Source organism: Stieleria bergensis (assembly GCA_007745635.1).
In the GTDB taxonomy this organism is placed as follows: Bacteria; Planctomycetota; Planctomycetia; order Pirellulales; family Pirellulaceae; genus Stieleria; species Stieleria bergensis.
Map to the genome: position 1 here is coordinate 4,928,466 of CP036272.1, position 20,534 is coordinate 4,948,999.

A 20,534-nucleotide genomic window follows, 5' to 3' on the forward strand; every position below is an offset into this window, starting at 1 on the left:
GCAACCTGGATAGCTAGCTTATTACTTATTTCATTTCCCAACCTTCCCTGTTGGGTGCCGACTGTGTCCTGCATTGGATCACAAGCGGCAATAATCACATTGATTTTTGGATCGCACGATGAGTTTTCGACGCATTGGTTCTCGGCTTTCTCAGATCTCTAAACGGCGAAACGAGAAGAAACGTCAACGGAGCAAGGCCACAGCACGCCAGAACCTGGTGCAAAAGCTTGAGGACCGGAACCTGCTCGCCGGGCCGGAGCTGATTGCGATTCGCCCCGATGCAGGCGCCTTGCTAGAAGATGGCGACGTTCTGAAAACGGCTCCCCGCGATTTCAACCTGCTGTTCCGCGGCGGCGCCGACCTGGACGAATCATCGATCTCCAGCAATTCCGTGCAACTGGTTCGCTCCGGTGGTGATGGAACCTTTAGCGACGGCAACGAAATCGACGTCGCGATGGGCTACATCGGCTTGCAAGAGCCGGGCCAAGACGACGTCACGAACCTGCAGCAGATCGTGTTCCGACCTGCCAGCGACGCAGCGTTTAATGCGAACGATCCTGCCGTCGCCATGCCGGACGATTGGTACCAAATCCGCATCGTCGGTACCGGTGCGAACCCGCTGCAAAACCGCGGCAGTGAAGCCTTTAATGACGGCTTGGACCTCGTTCAGAGTTTCCGACTCGATCGCGGTGCGCAAGTCGTTTCAGTGATTCCCCAACCCATCAGTCGTGATGGCAACGGAAACCTGCAACAGGCGAGTAACGAAATCGTCGTTCACTTTGACGATCAACCACTCGACCAAGAGCAGGCCGAGGATCCCAAATTCTATCGGTTGACAAATACCGAAGTCAGCGAGACCTCGGTTGATGACACAACGATCCTACCGCAGACGGTTAGCTATGACTCCAACACCAATACGGCCACGCTGACCTTCGCCCAGGACATTCCCGAAGGCACGTTCCGATTGGACATCGGGCAACCTCTGGCTGACGACAACCTCCAAAGCAATGCCGTCCAAGTTGGCACGCTCTTCGCGGGGCAAACCTTTGTTGACAATAGCTTCCTTGGTGATGCCAGCGGCGTCAGCGATGATGCAACGGATGTCGACTATTACGAAGTCAATGTCTTGCCCGGTGATGACCTGAGCATTGGCTTGTTCCCTTCAAGCGCCGAACTGCAACTTGAAGTGGTTCTGACCAACCAAAGCGGTGTCGAAATTGCCACCGCGGGTGCAACGGCTCCCGGTGCAGTTCTGAACTATCTCGCAGGGGGACTGGCCGGCGGGAACTACTTCTTGCAAGTTCGCAGCGTTGGAGCCGCATCAACCGGCGCTTACCGGCTGGATCTTTCCACCACGGGAACGAACGTTAGCACCAACAACTCCAATTCGTCGACTCAATCAGCGACGCAACTGGGAACACTGGGCAAAACGACCGTCCAGTTCAGCCGCAGCATCAACAATAGCGGGCTTCCCAATGTCCTGCTGCCACCAGGGGCCAACGACGAGCCTGGCCACCGCAACTTGGTCGAGAATGACGACCACGTCAATTCCAGCTCTGAAGGCATTGGCCCCGTTGCACCTCAGGCGATCCAAACGCGGTACTATTACTTCCCCGACACCCTGGGTGACGATCCCTTAGGCAATCCCTATCCAAACTTAATCACCGAATCTGAAAAACAGATTGCGCGTCAGATTTTTGAAATCTACGCCAAGTACTCGGGCTGGGAATTCATTGAAGCCGTTCCTTCAAACGGTCCCACACAGGGCGGTCGACTTGCGGTCGGAAAGGGCGATACACGATCGATCGTCCCCGACGACGACCCCAACGGTGGCACCAGCTGGGGTGGCCCTGGGTTTGTTGTCATGAACGGCAACGTCTGGGACAACTCGAACCGCTTCTTTGGCGACAGCTTCACCAATGTTCTGATCCACGAATTGGGGCACGCATTGGAACTGCCTCACGCCTACGGTTTGCCCGCAACCATGGGCCAACAAAGCTACTTGAATGGCGCTGCAGTTTACCCAGGCGACCATGACCTGGCACACATTCGTCGGCAACAACCGCTCAGTGGTAACGACATCGACCTGTATCAGTTCGATGTGAGCGAACCTGGGACGCTGGAGCTAGAAACCTTCGCTGAACGGCTGAGCAATCCCAGCTTGCTAAACAGCGCCCTGCAGCTCTTCCGCCAAGACGCATTGACCGGTGAGCTTGAACTGGTCGCCCAAAACGATCAGTACTTTGGCTCGGACTCTTACATCTCCGTCCCTGTCAATGCCGGCACCTACTTTGTTGGCGTCTCTAGCACAGGCAACACGAACTACGATCCTCAGGTCGAAAACTCTGGTTCCAACGGGTCCACCCAAGGCGACTACGAACTGCGACTCTCGTTTAGCGCTTCGTCCTTGAACGGTTCATTAACCGACACCAGTGGCACGGCACTGGACGGTGATCAAGATGGCGCTCCTGGTGGCGTGCACCGCTTCTGGTTCCAGTCCAGTGACACCGACACGTCGATCTATGTCGACAAGACCAACCTCGCCAACAACCAGACTGGATCGACGAGCAACCCGTTCAGCCGCATTTCGGATGCCTTGACGGCCGCAGGCTCACGATTGGTCATCCCCAGTGACGGCGGCGACCTGAGCGGCGAATCCTTCACCATTGACGATGGCTTTGGCCAAATCACGTTTACCTTTGGTGGTGGCACCACTCCGATCAATCCAACGAGCGACAGTGCTGCTGACATCGCGACCGCGATTCAGGCAGCGATCAACGGCTCTGCATTGAACGGTGTGACCGCAACGATTGAAGGCCGTGTCGTACAGCTCTCTGGCGTCAATGATCTTGACCTAGAAGATTCGCCAACCTTGCTGAACACACCTAACCTGGTCCAGATTGTGGGCAACGGTGGTTTGGATGGCAACGTTGATACGATCGCAGACAACCAGCCTTATCTGATTGGTGACGATGTCAGTGGCTTCCCTCTAGAAGACGGCGCGGACTTCTTGGTCCCTCAGGGTGTCACCGCAATGCTGCACGCTGGCGCGTTGCTGAAAATGCGCAAAGCCAATCTTGACGCGGGGACTTCTAGCGCTCAGGTCAGCCGCAAAGGATCAGCGATCCAAATCTTGGGAACCCCCGAGCGCTCGGTCTTCTTGCGTTCCTACCACGACGACACGGCTGGCGGTAATTCCGACGGCCTGAACATCACTGTCCGATCGGGTGACTTTGGTGGTATCGTGATGCGTGACGATTCGGACCTGGAAGATCACGGCATCTTCCTGAATCACATCAACCATGCTGACATCAAGCATGGCGGTGGTAAAGTGGTTGTTGAATCGGAAGAAGCGGTCTACAACCCCGTCAACATCATTGACGCTCGGCCCACGGTCTCATTCAACTACATCTGGCAGAGCGCCGATTCGGCAATGTCGGCCACGCCCAATAGCTTTGCCGAGAGCTTCTACACCTCCGCGGGTGTCGACCGAATTGGTCCTGACATTGACGGAAACTACCTGCGTCGCAACACCATCGATGGCCTGTACATTCGTGTCTCCACGGAGTTTGGCAGCTCGATTGAAAAGCTAACGGAGTCGGCACGCTTTGATGACACCAGCATCACTCACATTCTGACCGAAAACCTGTTGATTGATGGGGCAGCCGGTGGTCCAGTTGAAGTCCCCGGTGGAGCACTCCAAGCACGCATCGCTGGCCGGTTGACCATCGATCCGGGGACGGTTCTGAAACTGTCTGACGCTCGCATTGAAACCGAGCGTGGTGCGGGCGCCTTGATCGCAGAAGGCACCGTCAACCGCCCGATCGTCTTTACCTCACTCGGCGACGATCGCTTTGGCGGCAGTGGCTCGTTTGATTCCAACAACACACCAAACTCCAGCCCCAATGCCGGCGACTGGGGCGGGCTGTACTTCGGCCACATGACCTCCGCGAGCCTTGATCATGCGATCATCGCCTACGGCGGTGGCCTGAGTCCGATTGAAGGTGGTGACGCGACCTTTGGTGCAATCGAAATCCACCAAGCCTGGGCGCGGATTGCCAATACCGAAATCTATGGCAATGGCAGCGGCGCAGACAATTCGAACCGTGGCGGTCGTGGCCCGAACTCGGGTGCAGCGATCTATATTCGCGGCGCACAGCCCATCCTGGTTGATAACATTGTTCGGGACAACGCCAGCGATGCGATGACGATCAATGCCAATGCCATGCGGTTTGAAAACATGCGAGATCCCGGCCGGGCAACCGGCCTGATCGATCGCTACGCTCAGTTCGACGACAACCGTGGTCCACTGATCCGCCTGAACGCACTGGAAAACAACCAAACCAACGGTCTAGAAATCATCGGCCAAACGCTGACAACGGAGACGGTTTGGGACGACACGGACATTGTTCATGTCCTGCGAAATGAGATTGTCGTTGGCAACCACCACACCTACAGCGGCCTGACCCTGCAGAGCAGCAACACCGAAAGCTTGATCGTCAAACTCGCTGGCAACAACGCTGGTTTCACGGCGACTGGCAAGCCGCTGGACATCCACGATCGAATCGGTGGCACGGTGCACGTGTTAGGTGCAGTGGGCCACCCGGTTGTCCTGACACACTTAAGCGATGACTCGGTGGGTGCTGGCTACACGCCTTCCGGTGCGGTCGCATACAACACCAACAACTCGGCCAACCCATCAACGGGCAACTCCGGTGGCTGGCGTGGATTGCGGTTCGACGAATTCAGTAACGACCGCAACGTTGCCATTGAACGCGAACTTGAAAACCCGCTGACAACTGGCAACGACATCAATGACTCAACCTACACGTCACAATTCTTGGGAACACTGGCTCCCGATGAAACAGGTGGCGATGAAACCCGTCGCCTTGGTTTTGAGGTCAATGGTTTCATCAGCCCTGATGATTCAACCGACGGGGATGTTTACAGCTTCGAAGCCACTCCGGGCACAGGAGTCTGGCTAGACATTGATCGCACGGACATGACCCTGGATGCCGTCATCGAAGTCCTCAGCCCAACCGGCACCGTGCTGGCTCGATCGATCCAAAATGGCGTGACTGGCGCGCTGTCGGATAACGAGATTGCTGGCGAACTTGACGAAAGCAACCTGACCCAAAACCCTGTGCTAGGGGTTGACCATTACAGCAGTAACATTCGCGACCCAGGCATGTTCTACCAGTTGCCGGGCAGCAGCGCGTCGGGAACGTACTTTGTTCGCATCAGCAGCTTGGACGGTGAAAGCAGCGGTGAGTACTCGTTGCAGATTCGCGCACGCCAAGTGCAAGAGTTCCCTGGTTCTACCGTTCGTTACGCGGACATTCGCTATGCTTCGACCGGGATCGACGTTCGTGGCTTGCCAGCACACAGCTTGTTAACCGGCGACGCCGGCGAGCTAAATAACGGAGGCAACAATACAGCCGGTGGAGCCGAGCAGTTGGTCAACCTGCTCGAGACCGACTTGGCCGCGATCAACTTGGGTGGATCGCTCAGTAGTCATGGCGATGTGGACTTCTATCGCTTTGAAGTTGCTCAGGTCGACGCAGACAACTACGGCAGCGACCCACGTGGACTGCGTGACAACACGGTCGGCGTCGTCTTTGACATCGACTATTCCGCTGGAGCCGTGCGAGGCGACACGACGATCGCCGTCTTCAATAGCAACTTGGAGCTGATCTATATCGGCCGCGACTCAAACATCGCCGATGATCAGTCGGAGATCGAAGACCTGCGTGGTGGCTCGCTGAGCGTGAAAGACGCCTACATCGGACCCGTTCACCTTTCGACCACTGCCGAGGGCAACAACAACTACTTCGTCGCCGTGATGAGTTCCGGCACCATCCCTGCCACCTTGAATGGAGTCTTTAATCGAGGTGGAGATGCATTAACTCGCCTGGAACCAGTCAACTCGGTCGAACGAGTCATTGAGGATCACATCGGATCACAGGGATACGTTTCCAACGGCGAGGAACACTTGCCAACAGGTGGTGCTTTGCTGGACGTTGAAACCAGCCTTGAACTCGACACTCACGTCACACCCTTTACGTTTAGCGATGTCGCGCTGTATCTAACGACCGATGTTCTGAATGCTGACACCGATGCGCTTTACACCGTGGATCCATTTACGGGCGGCGAAGTCACGACGGTTGCCGGTGATTTCGGGGGAGCAGTCAATTCCTACACACCGAACTCGCGTAACGACTACCAGGACATCGTCATGCGTTCCGATGGAACGCTATGGGCTTACCAACGAGTCGCTGACAACATCAACCAAGTCGGAAATTTGGTGCAACTGAACCCAGATGACGGCAGCGTCATTTCGAGTCAGGCAGACAATATTCCGTCGTCAGCTCAGCCAACCGTTAGCAATAACGACTTCTCGGAACTCGCCACCACTGACTGGGTCGATGCACTGGCGTGGGAACGTAACGGAACCAACAACTACGACCTGTATTATTCCGTTCGCGAGAACAGTACGGACAACCTGGACCTTGAGACCGAGTCCTGGAGAGGCGGGATCACTGAGAATTCGAAACTGTACCGAGCGAATCCCAACAACGGCTCGGCCGCAGAAGCGGCCAACCAGCCCTGGGGTGAGAAAGGTGACATCCAACCAAATGGGGTCACGTTCGCCAGTCGCACAATCTCCGTCAGCGATGCGAATGCGCCTTCCGCACAAGTTCGCATCGAATCAAAAGTGCCTGGAAGCAACGGCGAGTTCACGCTGCAGATCAACGAGAACGATATTGGCAACAACAGCGTTTCTGTCAACCGCACCACAGGCACGTTGACGCTCAATATCGACAACAACCCCAACCCGACCGCTGGTGCGATTGCCAGCTTGATCAACAACAGCGCCGAAGTTCGCAAGTATTTCACAGCGAACGTGACGACACAGACAGGGTTTGCGGGCGCTGGTGAGCAAGAAGACACCGATGGGGCGCTTGCCTTACAAAGTGGTCCGTCCACCAGTGCGTCGGATGGTTCTGTGAACGCTGCCAATGGTCTTGCAGGCCCACTAGAGGGACGGGTGACTGGACTCGCGTTTGGCGGCTTCTCAAGCGGTTCCCTGTTCGGTGTTACCCGCGCTGGAGAGTTCCTGGAAATCAACAAAGGATCAGGTCAGGTTCAACGTCGGTTTGACTTTGGCCTTACCTCTTACGGTGAACTTGAATTCGAAGGCCTAGCACTCGGACCGCAGAACGTGGAAGGCGGACGATTGAAAGACGTTCTCTTTGCCGTCACACGATCAGGAGAGATGTTTGCGATTGATCTGGACGCTGTTAATGCAGCAACAGACCTCTCAGATGCAGCTCAAATCGAGGGGATCTTGCGAACGGAATTCGATAGCACAGGCGATGGATTGGCCGATGCGACCTCGATCAACCTTGGGCGTGGCAATGCCGTCGGCCTTGCCTTCTCCCCTCTGGACTTCAACCTCTGGCACACATCGAACCATCGCGGCAACAATCCTGGACACGGGATTAACGCGGCACCGGACGATACTCGCGCTGCCTCTAGCGGTGGAACCAGCCTTTACTTTGGGTTGGAACAGTACCAAAACAACACGACCGAGGGATCAGACTACAATCAGTTTGACGTTAACCGTCAGTACGGTATTCTGACCGCTGCGTATCACCAGGATTTGACAAGCAATCCAGTCATCGGTGATAACATCAACCTACCCGGTGGTGGCTATGGCACGATGACCACCAACACTTTCTCGTTGGCTGACTGGGATTATCACGATCGTCCGACGCTCTACTTCAACTACTTCTTGGACACAGACACGGGTGATGGTGACACGCAAGAGATCGACCGAGCCCGCGTATTCATCAGCGAAGACGGCGGCGATTGGGAATTGTTGACCACCAACAATACCGGTGAACTGCCTTCATTCCTAAGTCAATTTTCGGATGCGGGAAAGAATCGCCCGGTGCGTCCAGTCGATCTTCGCGAGAGTGACGAGAATCAACTACGACAAGTCCTCCACGATGGCACGGGACAGTGGCGTCAGGCCCGAGTCGACCTTTCTTCGTACGCCAAAACGGAAGACAATGCCAATCGGGGTGACCTCCGTTTGCGGTTTGAATTCAGTACCGCTGGAACGACCCCTGAGGGTGGCTTCGGAACGGTCGGTGAACTGACGAACAACAATCGATCGGTACGAAGCAACAACAACAACCACGAAGGCTTCTTTATCGATGACATCATCATCGGTTTCGCTGAACGCGGGGAGATGGTCACCGGCGCCAACAGCGACGCTGGGACCACCACCGTGCCAGTTGATCCAAGCGGCTTCAACAATCCAGCCTTTGGTCAGTACCAGTTAGAGATTCGCCGTACGGAAGACGAATACATCACCGAACCTGGTTCACCGAACTACTCCGTCACGTCTGTCTTTGACACCAACGTTCAGCACATTGTTGAAAGCAGCACGGTCAACCCGAACTCCAGCGAGATTGACGCGGACCGCAACCGCGAACGTGCTCAAGGCATGCTGATCTTGGAGTCAAACTTCATCCGCGATTCAGCCACCGTTGGAATCAACATCGAACCCGGCGTCACCGAAGCGGGCGGGAATGTTCCACACGTGGGCCCCGTGATTCAGTTCCCGCAATTGAATGCAGAGCGTTTGGTCCCTGGTGTGGTGGTTGAAAACAATGTGATCGTCGGTGGCGATGGAGTGCGTTTTGCTGGAGCGAACGGCACCAATCCGAACCTGCCAGTTCCTCAGGCCCGAATCGTCAACAACACCTTTGTTGGTGCCGACCAAACTGGAATCGGCATCAATGTTAGCGGCCAGGCCAGCCCGACCATCATGAACAACGTGTTCAATGATCTCAATCGTGGCATCACCAATGGTGGCACCGGCTCGGTGATCCGTACGAACTTCTTCCAGGACAATGCGAACAACGGCAATGCCGGAACGGTTGTCCTGCAAGGCGGCAACGGCGATCCATTATTCATCGATCGTGCCAATGGCAACTACATTCTGGTCAGCAGCTCGCTGGCCGTTGATAGCTCGCAAGAGGTTGAGCAAGACCGTTTGAACTATGTCAACTTCAAGCGTGAACTCGGGATTCCAGAAAGCCCAATTTTCGCTCCTGATCGTGACATCTATGGACAGCTGCGAGTGGACTCCAGCGCTGGTCCGGGCGGCAACGGTAACTTCGTTGACCGCGGTGCAACCGACGTCTCCGACTTTGAGGCACCGTTTGCCTTCTTGCTCAATCCAGTCGACAACGACATTCAGGGCGCTGACCTTGATCCCGAACTGACGACGGTCATGGTTGCCGACCCCATTGTGGAAAACTTCCGCATTCAATTGGGTGACGGTCCAGACCCGAGCTCTCCTTTTGAAGGCACTGGTGTCAACGGGCTGACGGTCTTGAACACCAATGACCCGACCGTTGCCGAAACCGCTCTCACGATCACTCGTAACGGCGTACCGCTGGAGCAAGGCATTGACTATTCGATTGCCTTCAACGAACTGATCGGCGAGCTTCGCATCACACCCCTGGCAACGCTTTGGGAACGATCCAGCATCTACATCGTGACGCTGAACAACGATCAGATTGCTGACAAAGCCGGCAACCATCTGCGCAGCAATCAAGTGGACGGTGAAACCCGCTTCACGATCATCATTCCGCCAGTTGAAATCGACTTTGGCGACGCGCCGGATACCTACCGCACACTGAACGAAAGCAACGGTGCGCGTCACATCAGTCCCGACCGCCCTGACGTTTTCCTCGGGACCGAATTCGACAGCAACGAAGACGGTCAGCCTGGGCCGAATGCCGATGGTGACGACAATGACTTGCTGGATGATGATGACGGCCTAAGTGTTGGCTCATTCGTCGGCGACGTGACGACCACGGGCCTGTTCCTTGTAGATCAGACGCTCGATGGCACCGTCTCGCCCGCTGATGTGGTTGCCTTCCTGAACCGAAACGACGCCGCAGGTGCCATCCTGCCAATCGTCGTCACCGGTGGCGGCGTGCTCGACGCCTGGGTTGACTTCAACGCTGATGGTGACTTCCTCGATCCAGGTGAAAAAATCATCACCGGTCGAACGATGGCTGAAGGCGTCAACCAAGTCCGCGTGTTCACTCCACCGAACGCAGTGCCTGGCATGACGTACGCTCGATTCCGTCTCTCGGACGAAGGCATCACACGTCCTGATGGGATGGCTTTGGGCGGGGAAGTCGAAGACTACCACGTGAATATTGTCAATGTTGATGTGCCTGTACCGCAGGACGACAGCTACTCCGTTAGCGAAGACAACGTGCTGGTTGTTGATGGAGGTGAAAACCAATCGCTGTTTGACAACGGTGAAGACAGCATTCCTGACGACCAATACCTCTCACCAGAGGTCGTGATCGACGCGCCGTTTGATGAAATCACCGGATTGTACCGAACGCAATTCGGTCACGTTCGCCTGGATGACGCCGCTCAAGCCCACTTCACGTACTTCCCGGACTTGGACTTCGAAGGCACCGACACGTTCCGCTATGCGATCAGCACGCAGCGTAACGAAGGACAGGAATTCCTGGACTCTGCCAACTTTGCCACCGTCAGCATCGAAGTTGAACCCTTCAATGCGAATCCAATCTTTAACATTCCAACCAGCGTGGAAATCTGGGAAGACGAAACGACAAGTTTCACCATCGAAGATTTCTTCACTGGCGTTCTCGGTGGTGATCCCGATCTGTATGGTGAAGACGAGCGTCAGCAGGATGTCACGTTCTCGATCGAACTGCAAAACGAAACCCCAACAGGCCTGATGGCGGGCTTGCCGGATGTCTCCACTGGCTCATCGATCACCTTCGATCCCACGATGGACTTCTCCGGTGAAGCAATCTATGTCGTGACTGCGACCGATGATGGCACCAACATCAACGGTGGACCAACGCTTGACCCACAAAGCACCTCCAAGACGTTCACCGTCACCGTTCACCCAGTGAACGATGCACCACGCTTCGATCCCGCGGTTGCTGGCACCAATGGCCAGCCTGATGCGGCAGATGATCCGTTTGAAGATTATGGCTGGGAAGTTGCCAACGTGGTCGATATCACCACGGGCTTCGTCACCGACGCCTCGATCACGTACACGATGCCCGAAGACGGCACACAGGCTGTTGGGCAACCTGAAGAGGCCCTGTTCATTCCGGCACGATTGGCCGGTGGCACGGGAGCCAATTACGCGCCGATCGGATTGGTCGATGTCTTCAACGTTGGTCCCGACGATGAAGCATCTGATGTCCCCTATGGCAACCAAACGTTGCCATTGCTTGATGTGCCAGCGACAACGACTCTTGGCGGGACGTTAACACCTGGAACGAAGGACATCGGTGGCCAGACTGTGGACGGTTACTTCTACGTTCCACCGACGGATCAGAACAACCTGTTCAACACGCCACTTGACTCGTTTGTTTACACGGTTACCGACGATGGTTTGAGCTTCCGTGACGGTGCGTTGACAGACGAACCACAGTCATCGAGCAACACCGTGTTCTTGAACATGGTTCCGATCAATGATCAGCCAACATTCAACGTCAATCTTCCGCTCGTTGACAGCAACGACCCCAGCGGACCACGTGTGCCACTGTTCCTTACAGAAGACTCCCCGGAACAGATCATCCCGGGCTTTGTGTTCGACATCCTGACCGGCCCGACGACCGCTGAAGACGAATTGCGGGATCAGACGACGATTCTGTCCTGGGAACCTGGAGCAAATAACCCGCTGAACGAAGCGGAGTTCTTCCTTGACGGCCTGACGCTGGAACAGGACGGAACACTCACGTTCCAACCCAATACCGACGTTTACGGAAGCTATGAATTCGTGATCCTGATGGAGGATACCGGAGACGACAACGAAGCACGTGGCGACGTCCACGATGCGGAGTCCGTCACGGTCACCATCACCGTCCTCGCCGTCAACGATCCACCGCGTTTCAATCCTGACGTGACAGGAACCGATTTGGTTGAGAATCCGAATGACGCGGATGCCGCTTACGAAGTCGCAGAAGAAGTTGATCCTGCGACGGGCTTGGTGATCGACGGGACGATTACTTATCGACTAAAAGAGGACAACACGCTTGCCGTGGATGCCAGCAAACAGTCGTACTTCATTCCACTGCGTCGTGATCCGAACATTGTCGGTTACAACCCCTTCGGATTGCTTGACGTCTTCGTTGCCGGACCGGAAAACGAAATTGATCCAAATGCTGCCGCGGGTGGCCAAACGGTCTCACTGGTTGTTCCTCCGACAACCACCGAGAAAGGCGGTACCATTGAGGTCGCCACGGTCAATAATGTTGCAGGGGTGATCTATACACCGCCAACAGATTACAACCGCGACATCGACGGCCCTGACTCCTTTGTTTACGAAGCCATCGATAATGGAACCGATCAGGTGATTGATGGCACGTTGATTCCCAACGCACTGAAAACCGCCAACACCGTTGTCTTTGACCTCACGCCTGTCAATGACGCGCCGCTGTTCAGCGTGGACTTGCCGGCCGCTGACAGCAATGACCCCACCGGTCCGCTGGCACCGCTGGAGGCTTTGGAAGACAGTGCGACAACGACCCTGCCCGGCTTTGTCTTTGACATTTTTGCTGGACCAGCTGCGACCGCCACGGATGAATTGGCCTCTCAAGACTTGACGCTGACGTTGATCCCCAACGATCCAAGCGCGGTTGCTGCGGCCTTTGCGGAACTGCCAGAACTGACACAGGACGGCCAATTGAGCTTCAAGCCTGCCGTGGATTACTATGGCGACTTGGGCTTTACGATCACCTTGGTGGACAATGGCCTTGACGATGCAACCAGCGACCCAGACCGTGGTGATCGCAATGAAGCGGTCAGCGTTAGCTTCACGATCAGCATTCTGCCGGTCAACGATGCACCGCGACTTGATCCTGCCGAGCTGGTTGGACTGGTTGAAAATCCAGCGAACCCAAGTGACGACGCCTATTCCGTTTCACAAACCGACGGCTCGATCACCTACACGCTCAAGGAAGACAACACCCAACCGGTGGGCAGTGCTCCGGAACCGTACTTCTTCCCACTGCGTCGCCCCGACGTCGCTGGTTACAACCCAGTAGGCTTGATCGACGTCTTTGTCCCTGGCCCACAAAACGAGATTGACGGACTGGACGAAGACCCAGGAGCCTATGCGGGTGACCAATCGTTGTCCCTGCATTCCCTGCCACCGACAACCGCCCTGGGCGGAACGCTGGAATTGGGCACGAAGGATGGCGTCGACGGAGTCTTCTACACGCCACCGGTTGATTACAACAACCAGATTGGCATTGAAGATTCATTCGTCTATGAAGTGATCGACGATGGCACCTCGAAACCCATCAACGATGTTCTGCAAGACGATTTCAGAATCTCGTCCAACACGGTCAGCTTCAATTTGACTGACGTCAATGACCAACCGCTGTTTGACGTTGCCTTGCCATTGGTCGACTCAGGTGATCCGAACAGCGGCTTGGCTCCGCTGCAGGTCCTGGAAGACACCGACACCGTCACCATCACTGGCTTTGTCAACAACATTTTGGCGGGCCCTGACCCAACGGCTTCCGATGAATTGTTAACCCAAACACTGGACTTGACTCTCACGCCAACCAACCCCATCGATGTCAGTGCCTTCTTCGATGAAGTACCGACGTTGACTCAGGATGGCACGTTAAGCTTCAAACCTGCGTTTGATGTATATGGTGATTTTGAGTACGTCATCAATCTGCAGGACAGCGGCGACGACGATCCGATTCGCGGAGACGAGCGAAACGCGGACACGGCAACGTTCACGATCAGCGTCCTGCCAGTCAACGACGCGCCACGGTTCGTCCCCGAAGTCACAGGCACATCGAATTCGAATGGTGACGACGACCAGTACAGCGTCAATGAACAGATCGACGACGTCACGGGCTTGGACCTCGATGGCACCATCAACTTGACACTCAAGGAAGACAACACGCCTGCCGTTGGCGACGCGTTTGAGCCGTACTTCATTCCGTTCTACGGCACCTCAGCTGGAACCAATGACGATGACGAGCCGCTGTTCAATCCGCTTGGCCTGTTTGATGTCTTCACCGCTGGTCCTTTGAATGAGCTTGATCCCAATGCTTATGCAGGCAACCAGACCATTGGCTTGCAAAGCATGCCGACCGCCACAGAACTGGGCGGAACGCTGGAATTGGGATCGATTATCGACGGCAACGGGCTTGAAGTCTTCGGCGTGTTTTACACGCCACCGGTTGATTACAACTTGGACATTGGCGAGCCAGATTCGTTCGTGTACAGCGTGATTGATGATGGTCGATCGCAGCCGATCGGAGGCTCGTTGCAAGACGACTTCAAAGCGAGCCAGAATACCGTGTCGCTGACAATGACCCCGGTCAATGACCAACCATTGTTCGATGTCAACTTGCCGCTCGTCGATTCGAATGATCCAGCGAGTCCCTTTGCAGACATTCGTGTTCTGGAAGACAGCACGCAAACGGTGATCCCCGACTTGGTCACCGGCATGCAGACCGGCCCCGACACGGCGACCGATGAACTGGAAAACCAAACAGCTGAACTGTTCTTGACGCCAATGTCCTATGATCCAGCCGACGAAGACAACTTCTTCGCCGATGGGCCGACACTTGGACAAGACGGCTCGCTCACGTTCACTCCTGCGATTGACGCCTTTGGTGTGTTCGAGTTTGTGATCGACTACATCGATAGCGGGGACGCGGATGATGCTCGCGGAGACCAGAACACGGCTGATGCAGCAACGATCACCATCACGGTTCTGCCGGTCAACGACGGGCCTCGAGTCAATACCGAATTTGCTGGCGAGGGTCAGGAAAACGGCGATGACGATCAGTGGGCAGTTGGCGGACCAAGTGATCCCAACGGCTTTGGCGTGATCTCCTATACCCTGCGAGAAGACGTCACACCTGCTGTTGGCGAACCGTTTGAGCCCTTCTTCATTCCATTCCGACGTGATCAATCGATCCAGGGTTTCAACCGCCTGGGTTTGATTGACGCACTGACCGTCGGCCCGGACAACGAAGCAGCACCAGGCGTTCATGGTGGCGATCAAACGCTATCGATCGATGTCCCAACTGAAACGCAACGCGGTGGTATGCTTGTCCCGATGACCGTTAACGGTGTCGAGGGTGTCTACTACACGCCACCGTTGAACTACAACAACATTGTTGGCATTCCGGATGTCTTCGAATACACCGTGACTGACAACGGTGGCACCTACCAAGACATCAATGGCACTCTGATTTCAGATCCGCTGAGTTACACCAACGCAGTGATTTTGAATCTAAACTTTGTCAATGACGAGCCTCAGTTCATCGTCAACCGTGCTCCTGCGGATCCTTCGAATCCAGAGGCTGGCTTCCAGCCCATCGAAGTGCTTGAAGACAGTTCGCTAACGCGTGTCAACAGCTTTGCGGTTGGCATTCACGCCGCTCCGCCGTTGAGTGCATTCGATGAAGTCGACGCACTCATTGGACAGGATGTCTTTTTCGACGTGGCGCCACGGTCCTTCCTTCCAACGGAGATGTCGCAGTTCTTCAATGTTGCTCCTGCGATCAGCCCCCAGGGCAACCTGACGTTTGAGCCCGCTGCAGATGTCTTCGGTGAATTTGTGTTCCAAGTTCAGTTGCTTGACAATGGCGAACGCAACCCAGAGCGTGGTGATGACTGGGCTTCACAGCCTGCGACGATCACCATCAATATCCTGCCCGTCAATGACTCGCCGGTACTGGTCGATGGAGCGGCAACGATCGAGATCACTGAAGACGCCAATGGGAATGAAATTCTGGAAGACCCCATCGACCCGATCTTCATTCCGGCACGAACCACTGGCAACCAAGTTGGCTTGCTAGACGTGTTTGCACCTGGACCAGACAACGAATCGTCGGACATCACCCCTGGTGGAAATCAGTCGGTCAGCTTTGATCCGATCTTGCCACAACGGACAGTGGGTGGCGGCACGCTAACTCCAGAGTTCGACAACGACGGTGAGATCACCGGATTCTTCTACACCCCGCGTGAACACTTCAACGGAACCGACACGTTCATCTACACGGTGACCGATGACGGAACCAGTGTGGAAATTGGCACCGACCTGACGGAAGTCCCCGACCGCCGCATTGCGACGAACACGGTGCTGATTTCGGTCAAACCGGTCAATGATCCGCCGCTTTACAGTGGGCCTCAGAATGTCAACGTGATCGAAGACGGCAACTACTCCAGTCCGCCAGAAGGGACACCGATTGAAAACTGGGCGACCAACATCCTGGCTGGCCCTCCTCGCGCTGAAGATGAACAGGATCAGGTCCTGCAGTTCGAAATCGTCCTGTCTCCGGAAGATCAAGCCCTGTTCGCAGAACAGCCCACCGCAGTCATCGATCCTGAAACGAAAACGGCCAGCCTGCACTTCGTCCCTGCGTTGAACGCAAATGGGACGGTCCTGGCAACGGCTGTGCTAACCGATACGCCGACCGATGGCACGGATCCCGAATCGATTTCGCGTGCCTTCACGATCACCATTGATCCGGTCAACGACGCGCCTACCTACGAGATCGCTGACGGACTGGAATTCATCCAAGTTGATGAAGACAGTGGCCCCTACACCGCCACGTGGGCAGAAGAGGTTTCACCTGGACCGGCTGACGAAAGTGAGCAAACGGTGCGATTCGATGTTGCTGTTCCAGCTCACCAACAGGGACTGTTCCAGCAACAGCCTCAAATCAACGTCAACGCCGCCGATCCTAACAACATGACGGGTGAATTGCGGTTCATCCCGGCTCTTCATGCCAACGGATTGGTGAACCTGATGGTCACCGCGATTGACTCTGAAGGAGCCGCATCGGAACCGTTCGCGTTGGATCTGCTGATCGCTCCGATCAACGACGCACCAACAGCTGTTGCAGATGAACTGTCATCGACTGAAGACATCGTGCTGACGATTCCATCGTCAACATTGCTCAGTAATGACATCGACCCTGACTTGGGCAATCCAAGCGACACGCTATCCATCGATGTGAATGTGCTTTCGCCGCTGACACAGAATGGCGCTCTGGTGACCTATGACGAGACGACGGGCAACTTCACCTACAACCCAACGTTCTCTGATGCCATCCAGTCATTGCCGCCTTATCAGCCGGCATTGATCATCAACGGCCAAGAGGTGATTCCGGAACAAGGACGCTTGGTGGACTCGTTCACCTACCGTGCAATTGACTTGGCCGGTGCGACCAGCAACATTGTCACCGTTGCGATTACCATCGACGGGGTCAATGACGCTCCTGTGGCAGTCGACGACTCACCGACGCTGAATGCTGACGGACCCACCATCATTCGTGCGTTTGACAATGACTTCGATATCGATGGTGACGTGAACCCAAGCACGTTCGAGATTACCAGCCAACCGGCCTTTGGTACGCTTGAATTGGGCTCGGACGATAACGGTGACACAATCGTTATTTATCGGGCGTCGTCAGTGTTCACGACTCAGGATACGTTCAAGTACCAAGTCGCCGATAACCTTGGCGTCTTCAGTAACGAAGCCACGGTCCGAGTCCTGGCCAACGCGGCACCCATCTTGATTGATGATCGTGCTAGCACGTACGTCGATGAACCGGTGATCGTTGATGTCGCAGACAATGACAGCGATCCTGATGGCAGCTTGGACCTGACATCCATCGAGATCACCTCGCCAGCATCCAGAGGGACGGCGGTTCCACTGGCAGACGGCACCGTGCGGTACATTCCATCGCCAACGTTTACCGGCATCGATACGTTCCAGTACATCATGGCTGACGATGATGGGCGTTTGGGCGAAGCGGCCACCGTGACGATCAATGTGATCGGTAGCCGCTTGCAGAACCCCGTTCTCCAAGAAGACGTTAGCGGCGATGGCAACGTGACCCCACTGGATGCTTTGTTGGTGATCAACCGACTTGCCTCCTCCGGGTCGCTCTCCATTCCTGTGACCGAACTAGACTCTGGCCCTGCGTACTATGACGTCAACGGGGACCAGACGGTTGGACTCCGCGACGCCCTGGATGTGATCAATTACCTGACACGTCAGGCCAGTGGTCAAACGGAGCAAATCCCAACGCCAGCACCGGTTCAGGACGAGGTCATTCAACTGCTGGCCAACGACATTGATGATGACGACGACAAGGATGATCACGTGTCAGCTGTCGACGCTGCTTTTGCTGACTTAGCCTAGGCATCGCTGCATCCTTAGTTCCCAGATAGATGAAGCCCCTTGTCGTTCGCGAGACGCCAAGGGGCTTTCTTTTTGCCGCATCGCCCTGCCGGATTCAAAACCACCGGGTGGATCAGCTGCTCTGGAGCCACCCGGTGGCGAGCTGGCCTGTCTCGCCGGCCTATTCCAGCTTCAGAGCATCGGCCTCACAGCATCGGCTTTAGAACCCCTGATTCTGCGCAATCTTCCTCAGTTCTCTCGCCAGAGCCCAGCGATGGGTGCCAAGCAGAATTCTTGTGTGGGCGGATTCAGGGCCATCTTGCCGTGAGGGGTTCACTTTTGCTATAGGCAACCCAATCGATGTCAGGCTCCCCAGCTTGGAATCGCTGCCCCGGCGTGGGACACAGTGAATCAGCGAGGGGGGGAGCGACAGTTCTCTTTCAACATGCTGCAAACTCAATGCTAGGTCGCTCATCAATGGACCGCAGAACCCCACACCTCGCGGAAACCCTGGGCCATCCCGCCCCACACGCCTCCGCTCCGGGTAAACTTCCGGGCACAACTTCTAACAACGGGCGTTTGCAGCCAACCGATCAAACTTCTGGACGCTCCAGAGATGCCTCACAGGATCGACGGCGCTTCATGCTGCTTTCCTGTTCAGCGATGTTGTCGGCGGTCATTTCGACGACCGGCTGCAACCTGTTTTCCCAAAATAAGGAAGACAGAAATCTGGCGATGATGAAAGCATCGGAGATCAAAGAGCTACCGGCACAGGTTGGTCAAGCCGTCGCGGCACGCGGTTTGGAACCCATCAAGGTCACCGGGGTTGGTTTAGTCGACTCCTTGCCAGGATCAGGTGGCGCTCCCGATCCATCGATTCTGCGAGACGCGTTGCTTGACGACATGAATCGCAGTGACGTCTCCAATCCAAACCACTTGCTTGAAAAAACGACCAACGCGTTGGTGCAGGTGCACGCCTACATTCCCGCTGGCGCGAAACGCGGCGACCGAGTGGATGTGTATTGTAAAGCTCCATCGAGCTCCAACACCGAAAACTTGCACGGCGGCTGGCTGCTAGACTCCCGACTGCGAGTCGAAGCCATGGTAGGCGGCCGTCTAAGTGGCGGCGACGTGATGGCGATCAGCACCGGTCAGCTGACCACGCGTGGAGCGATCGAGAACAGCACCGAACTCGATACTCGAACTCAGGCGCGAATCCTTCGCGGTGCGACCGTTCAACAAGATCGAGAGATCGGACTGTGGCTGCGCCCTGACTTCCAAAACGTCTCTTCATCGATTGCAGTTTCCAAAGTCATCAACGAACGGTTCTTCTTCTTTGACGGATCCACACGACGTGGCGTCGCCGAGCCGGTGAATGATGACTTCCTGCGTTTGGAATTGCACCCTCGATATGACAACGCGATTGGCCGCTACATTGCCGTGATCAATTCGATCATTCTCAATCCCGGTGAAATCAGTGGGCAAGAGCGACTTGAAATGCTCGCCGAAGACATGAAGCAGGCTTCTACAGCCAGCAAAGCTGCCCTGCAACTGGAAGCCATCGGTGACAGTGGCATTCCGGTGTTGCTGGATGTCTTGGCAAACGAGCAAAACCCAGAGCTGCGTTTCTACGCAGCCGAGTCATTGGCTTACTTGAATCGCAAAGAAGCCATTCCCGTGTTAGAGCAAAGCATCATCAGCGAGCCGGCCTTCCGCCATTCAGCCTTACTGGCTCTGCAGGGGGTTCGGCACCCGGAAGTGATCACCACCTTAGAACGTCTCTTCCATCAATCTAGCCTTGAAGCCAGGTACGGGGCATTTCATGTATTGCGAAAGCGTAGTGACTCGATGGCCCTGCTTGCCCCCAGCAGAATTGATGGCGTTGCGTTGTACTACAATCTAGAATCTGACGCGTCGCCCGCCGTCGTGATTTCCACGCATGAGCGTCAGGAAATCGTGGTCTTCGGAGAGGTCGCATTGGACTTAACAAGCCCTGTCCGTGGGCCGAGCGGATTGATCGTCAAACCCAGTTTGCAGAATTCTAAGCAGATCAGTTTGGCACGATTTCAAGTCGGCAAACGTGATCGCCGAGTCAGCATGCCAGCCACTCTGCAAGGGTTGGCTCAAGGGGTCGCCAGCATCGGCGGCGACTACGGCGATGTGATCTCATTGATCAAAGAATTGAAAAACCAAGGGCATATCCTCGCCCAGGTTGCCATCGACCCACTACCAGAATCGATGCGAACCTACTATCGTGAGCAATCGTCTGAATAGATTAGCT

2 protein-coding genes are annotated in these 20,534 nt (G+C 55.5%); both read left to right on the plus strand.

Annotated elements, in window-relative coordinates; all coding sequences use genetic code 11:
* Window positions 1-118: 118 nt before the first annotated feature.
* Window positions 119-18,274: a tandem-95 repeat protein gene (locus SV7mr_RS17305; RefSeq protein WP_145274978.1), complete on the plus strand. Its 18,156-nt coding sequence runs from the start codon at window positions 119-121 to the stop codon at window positions 18,272-18,274.
* A 714-nt stretch (window positions 18,275-18,988) separates the two neighbouring features.
* The gene (locus SV7mr_RS17310; RefSeq protein ID WP_419187528.1) at window positions 18,989-20,527 is read left to right on the plus strand and encodes a flagellar basal body P-ring protein FlgI; all 1,539 of its coding nucleotides are present in this window, start codon (window positions 18,989-18,991) and stop codon (window positions 20,525-20,527) included.
* Window positions 20,528-20,534 lie beyond the last annotated feature (7 nt).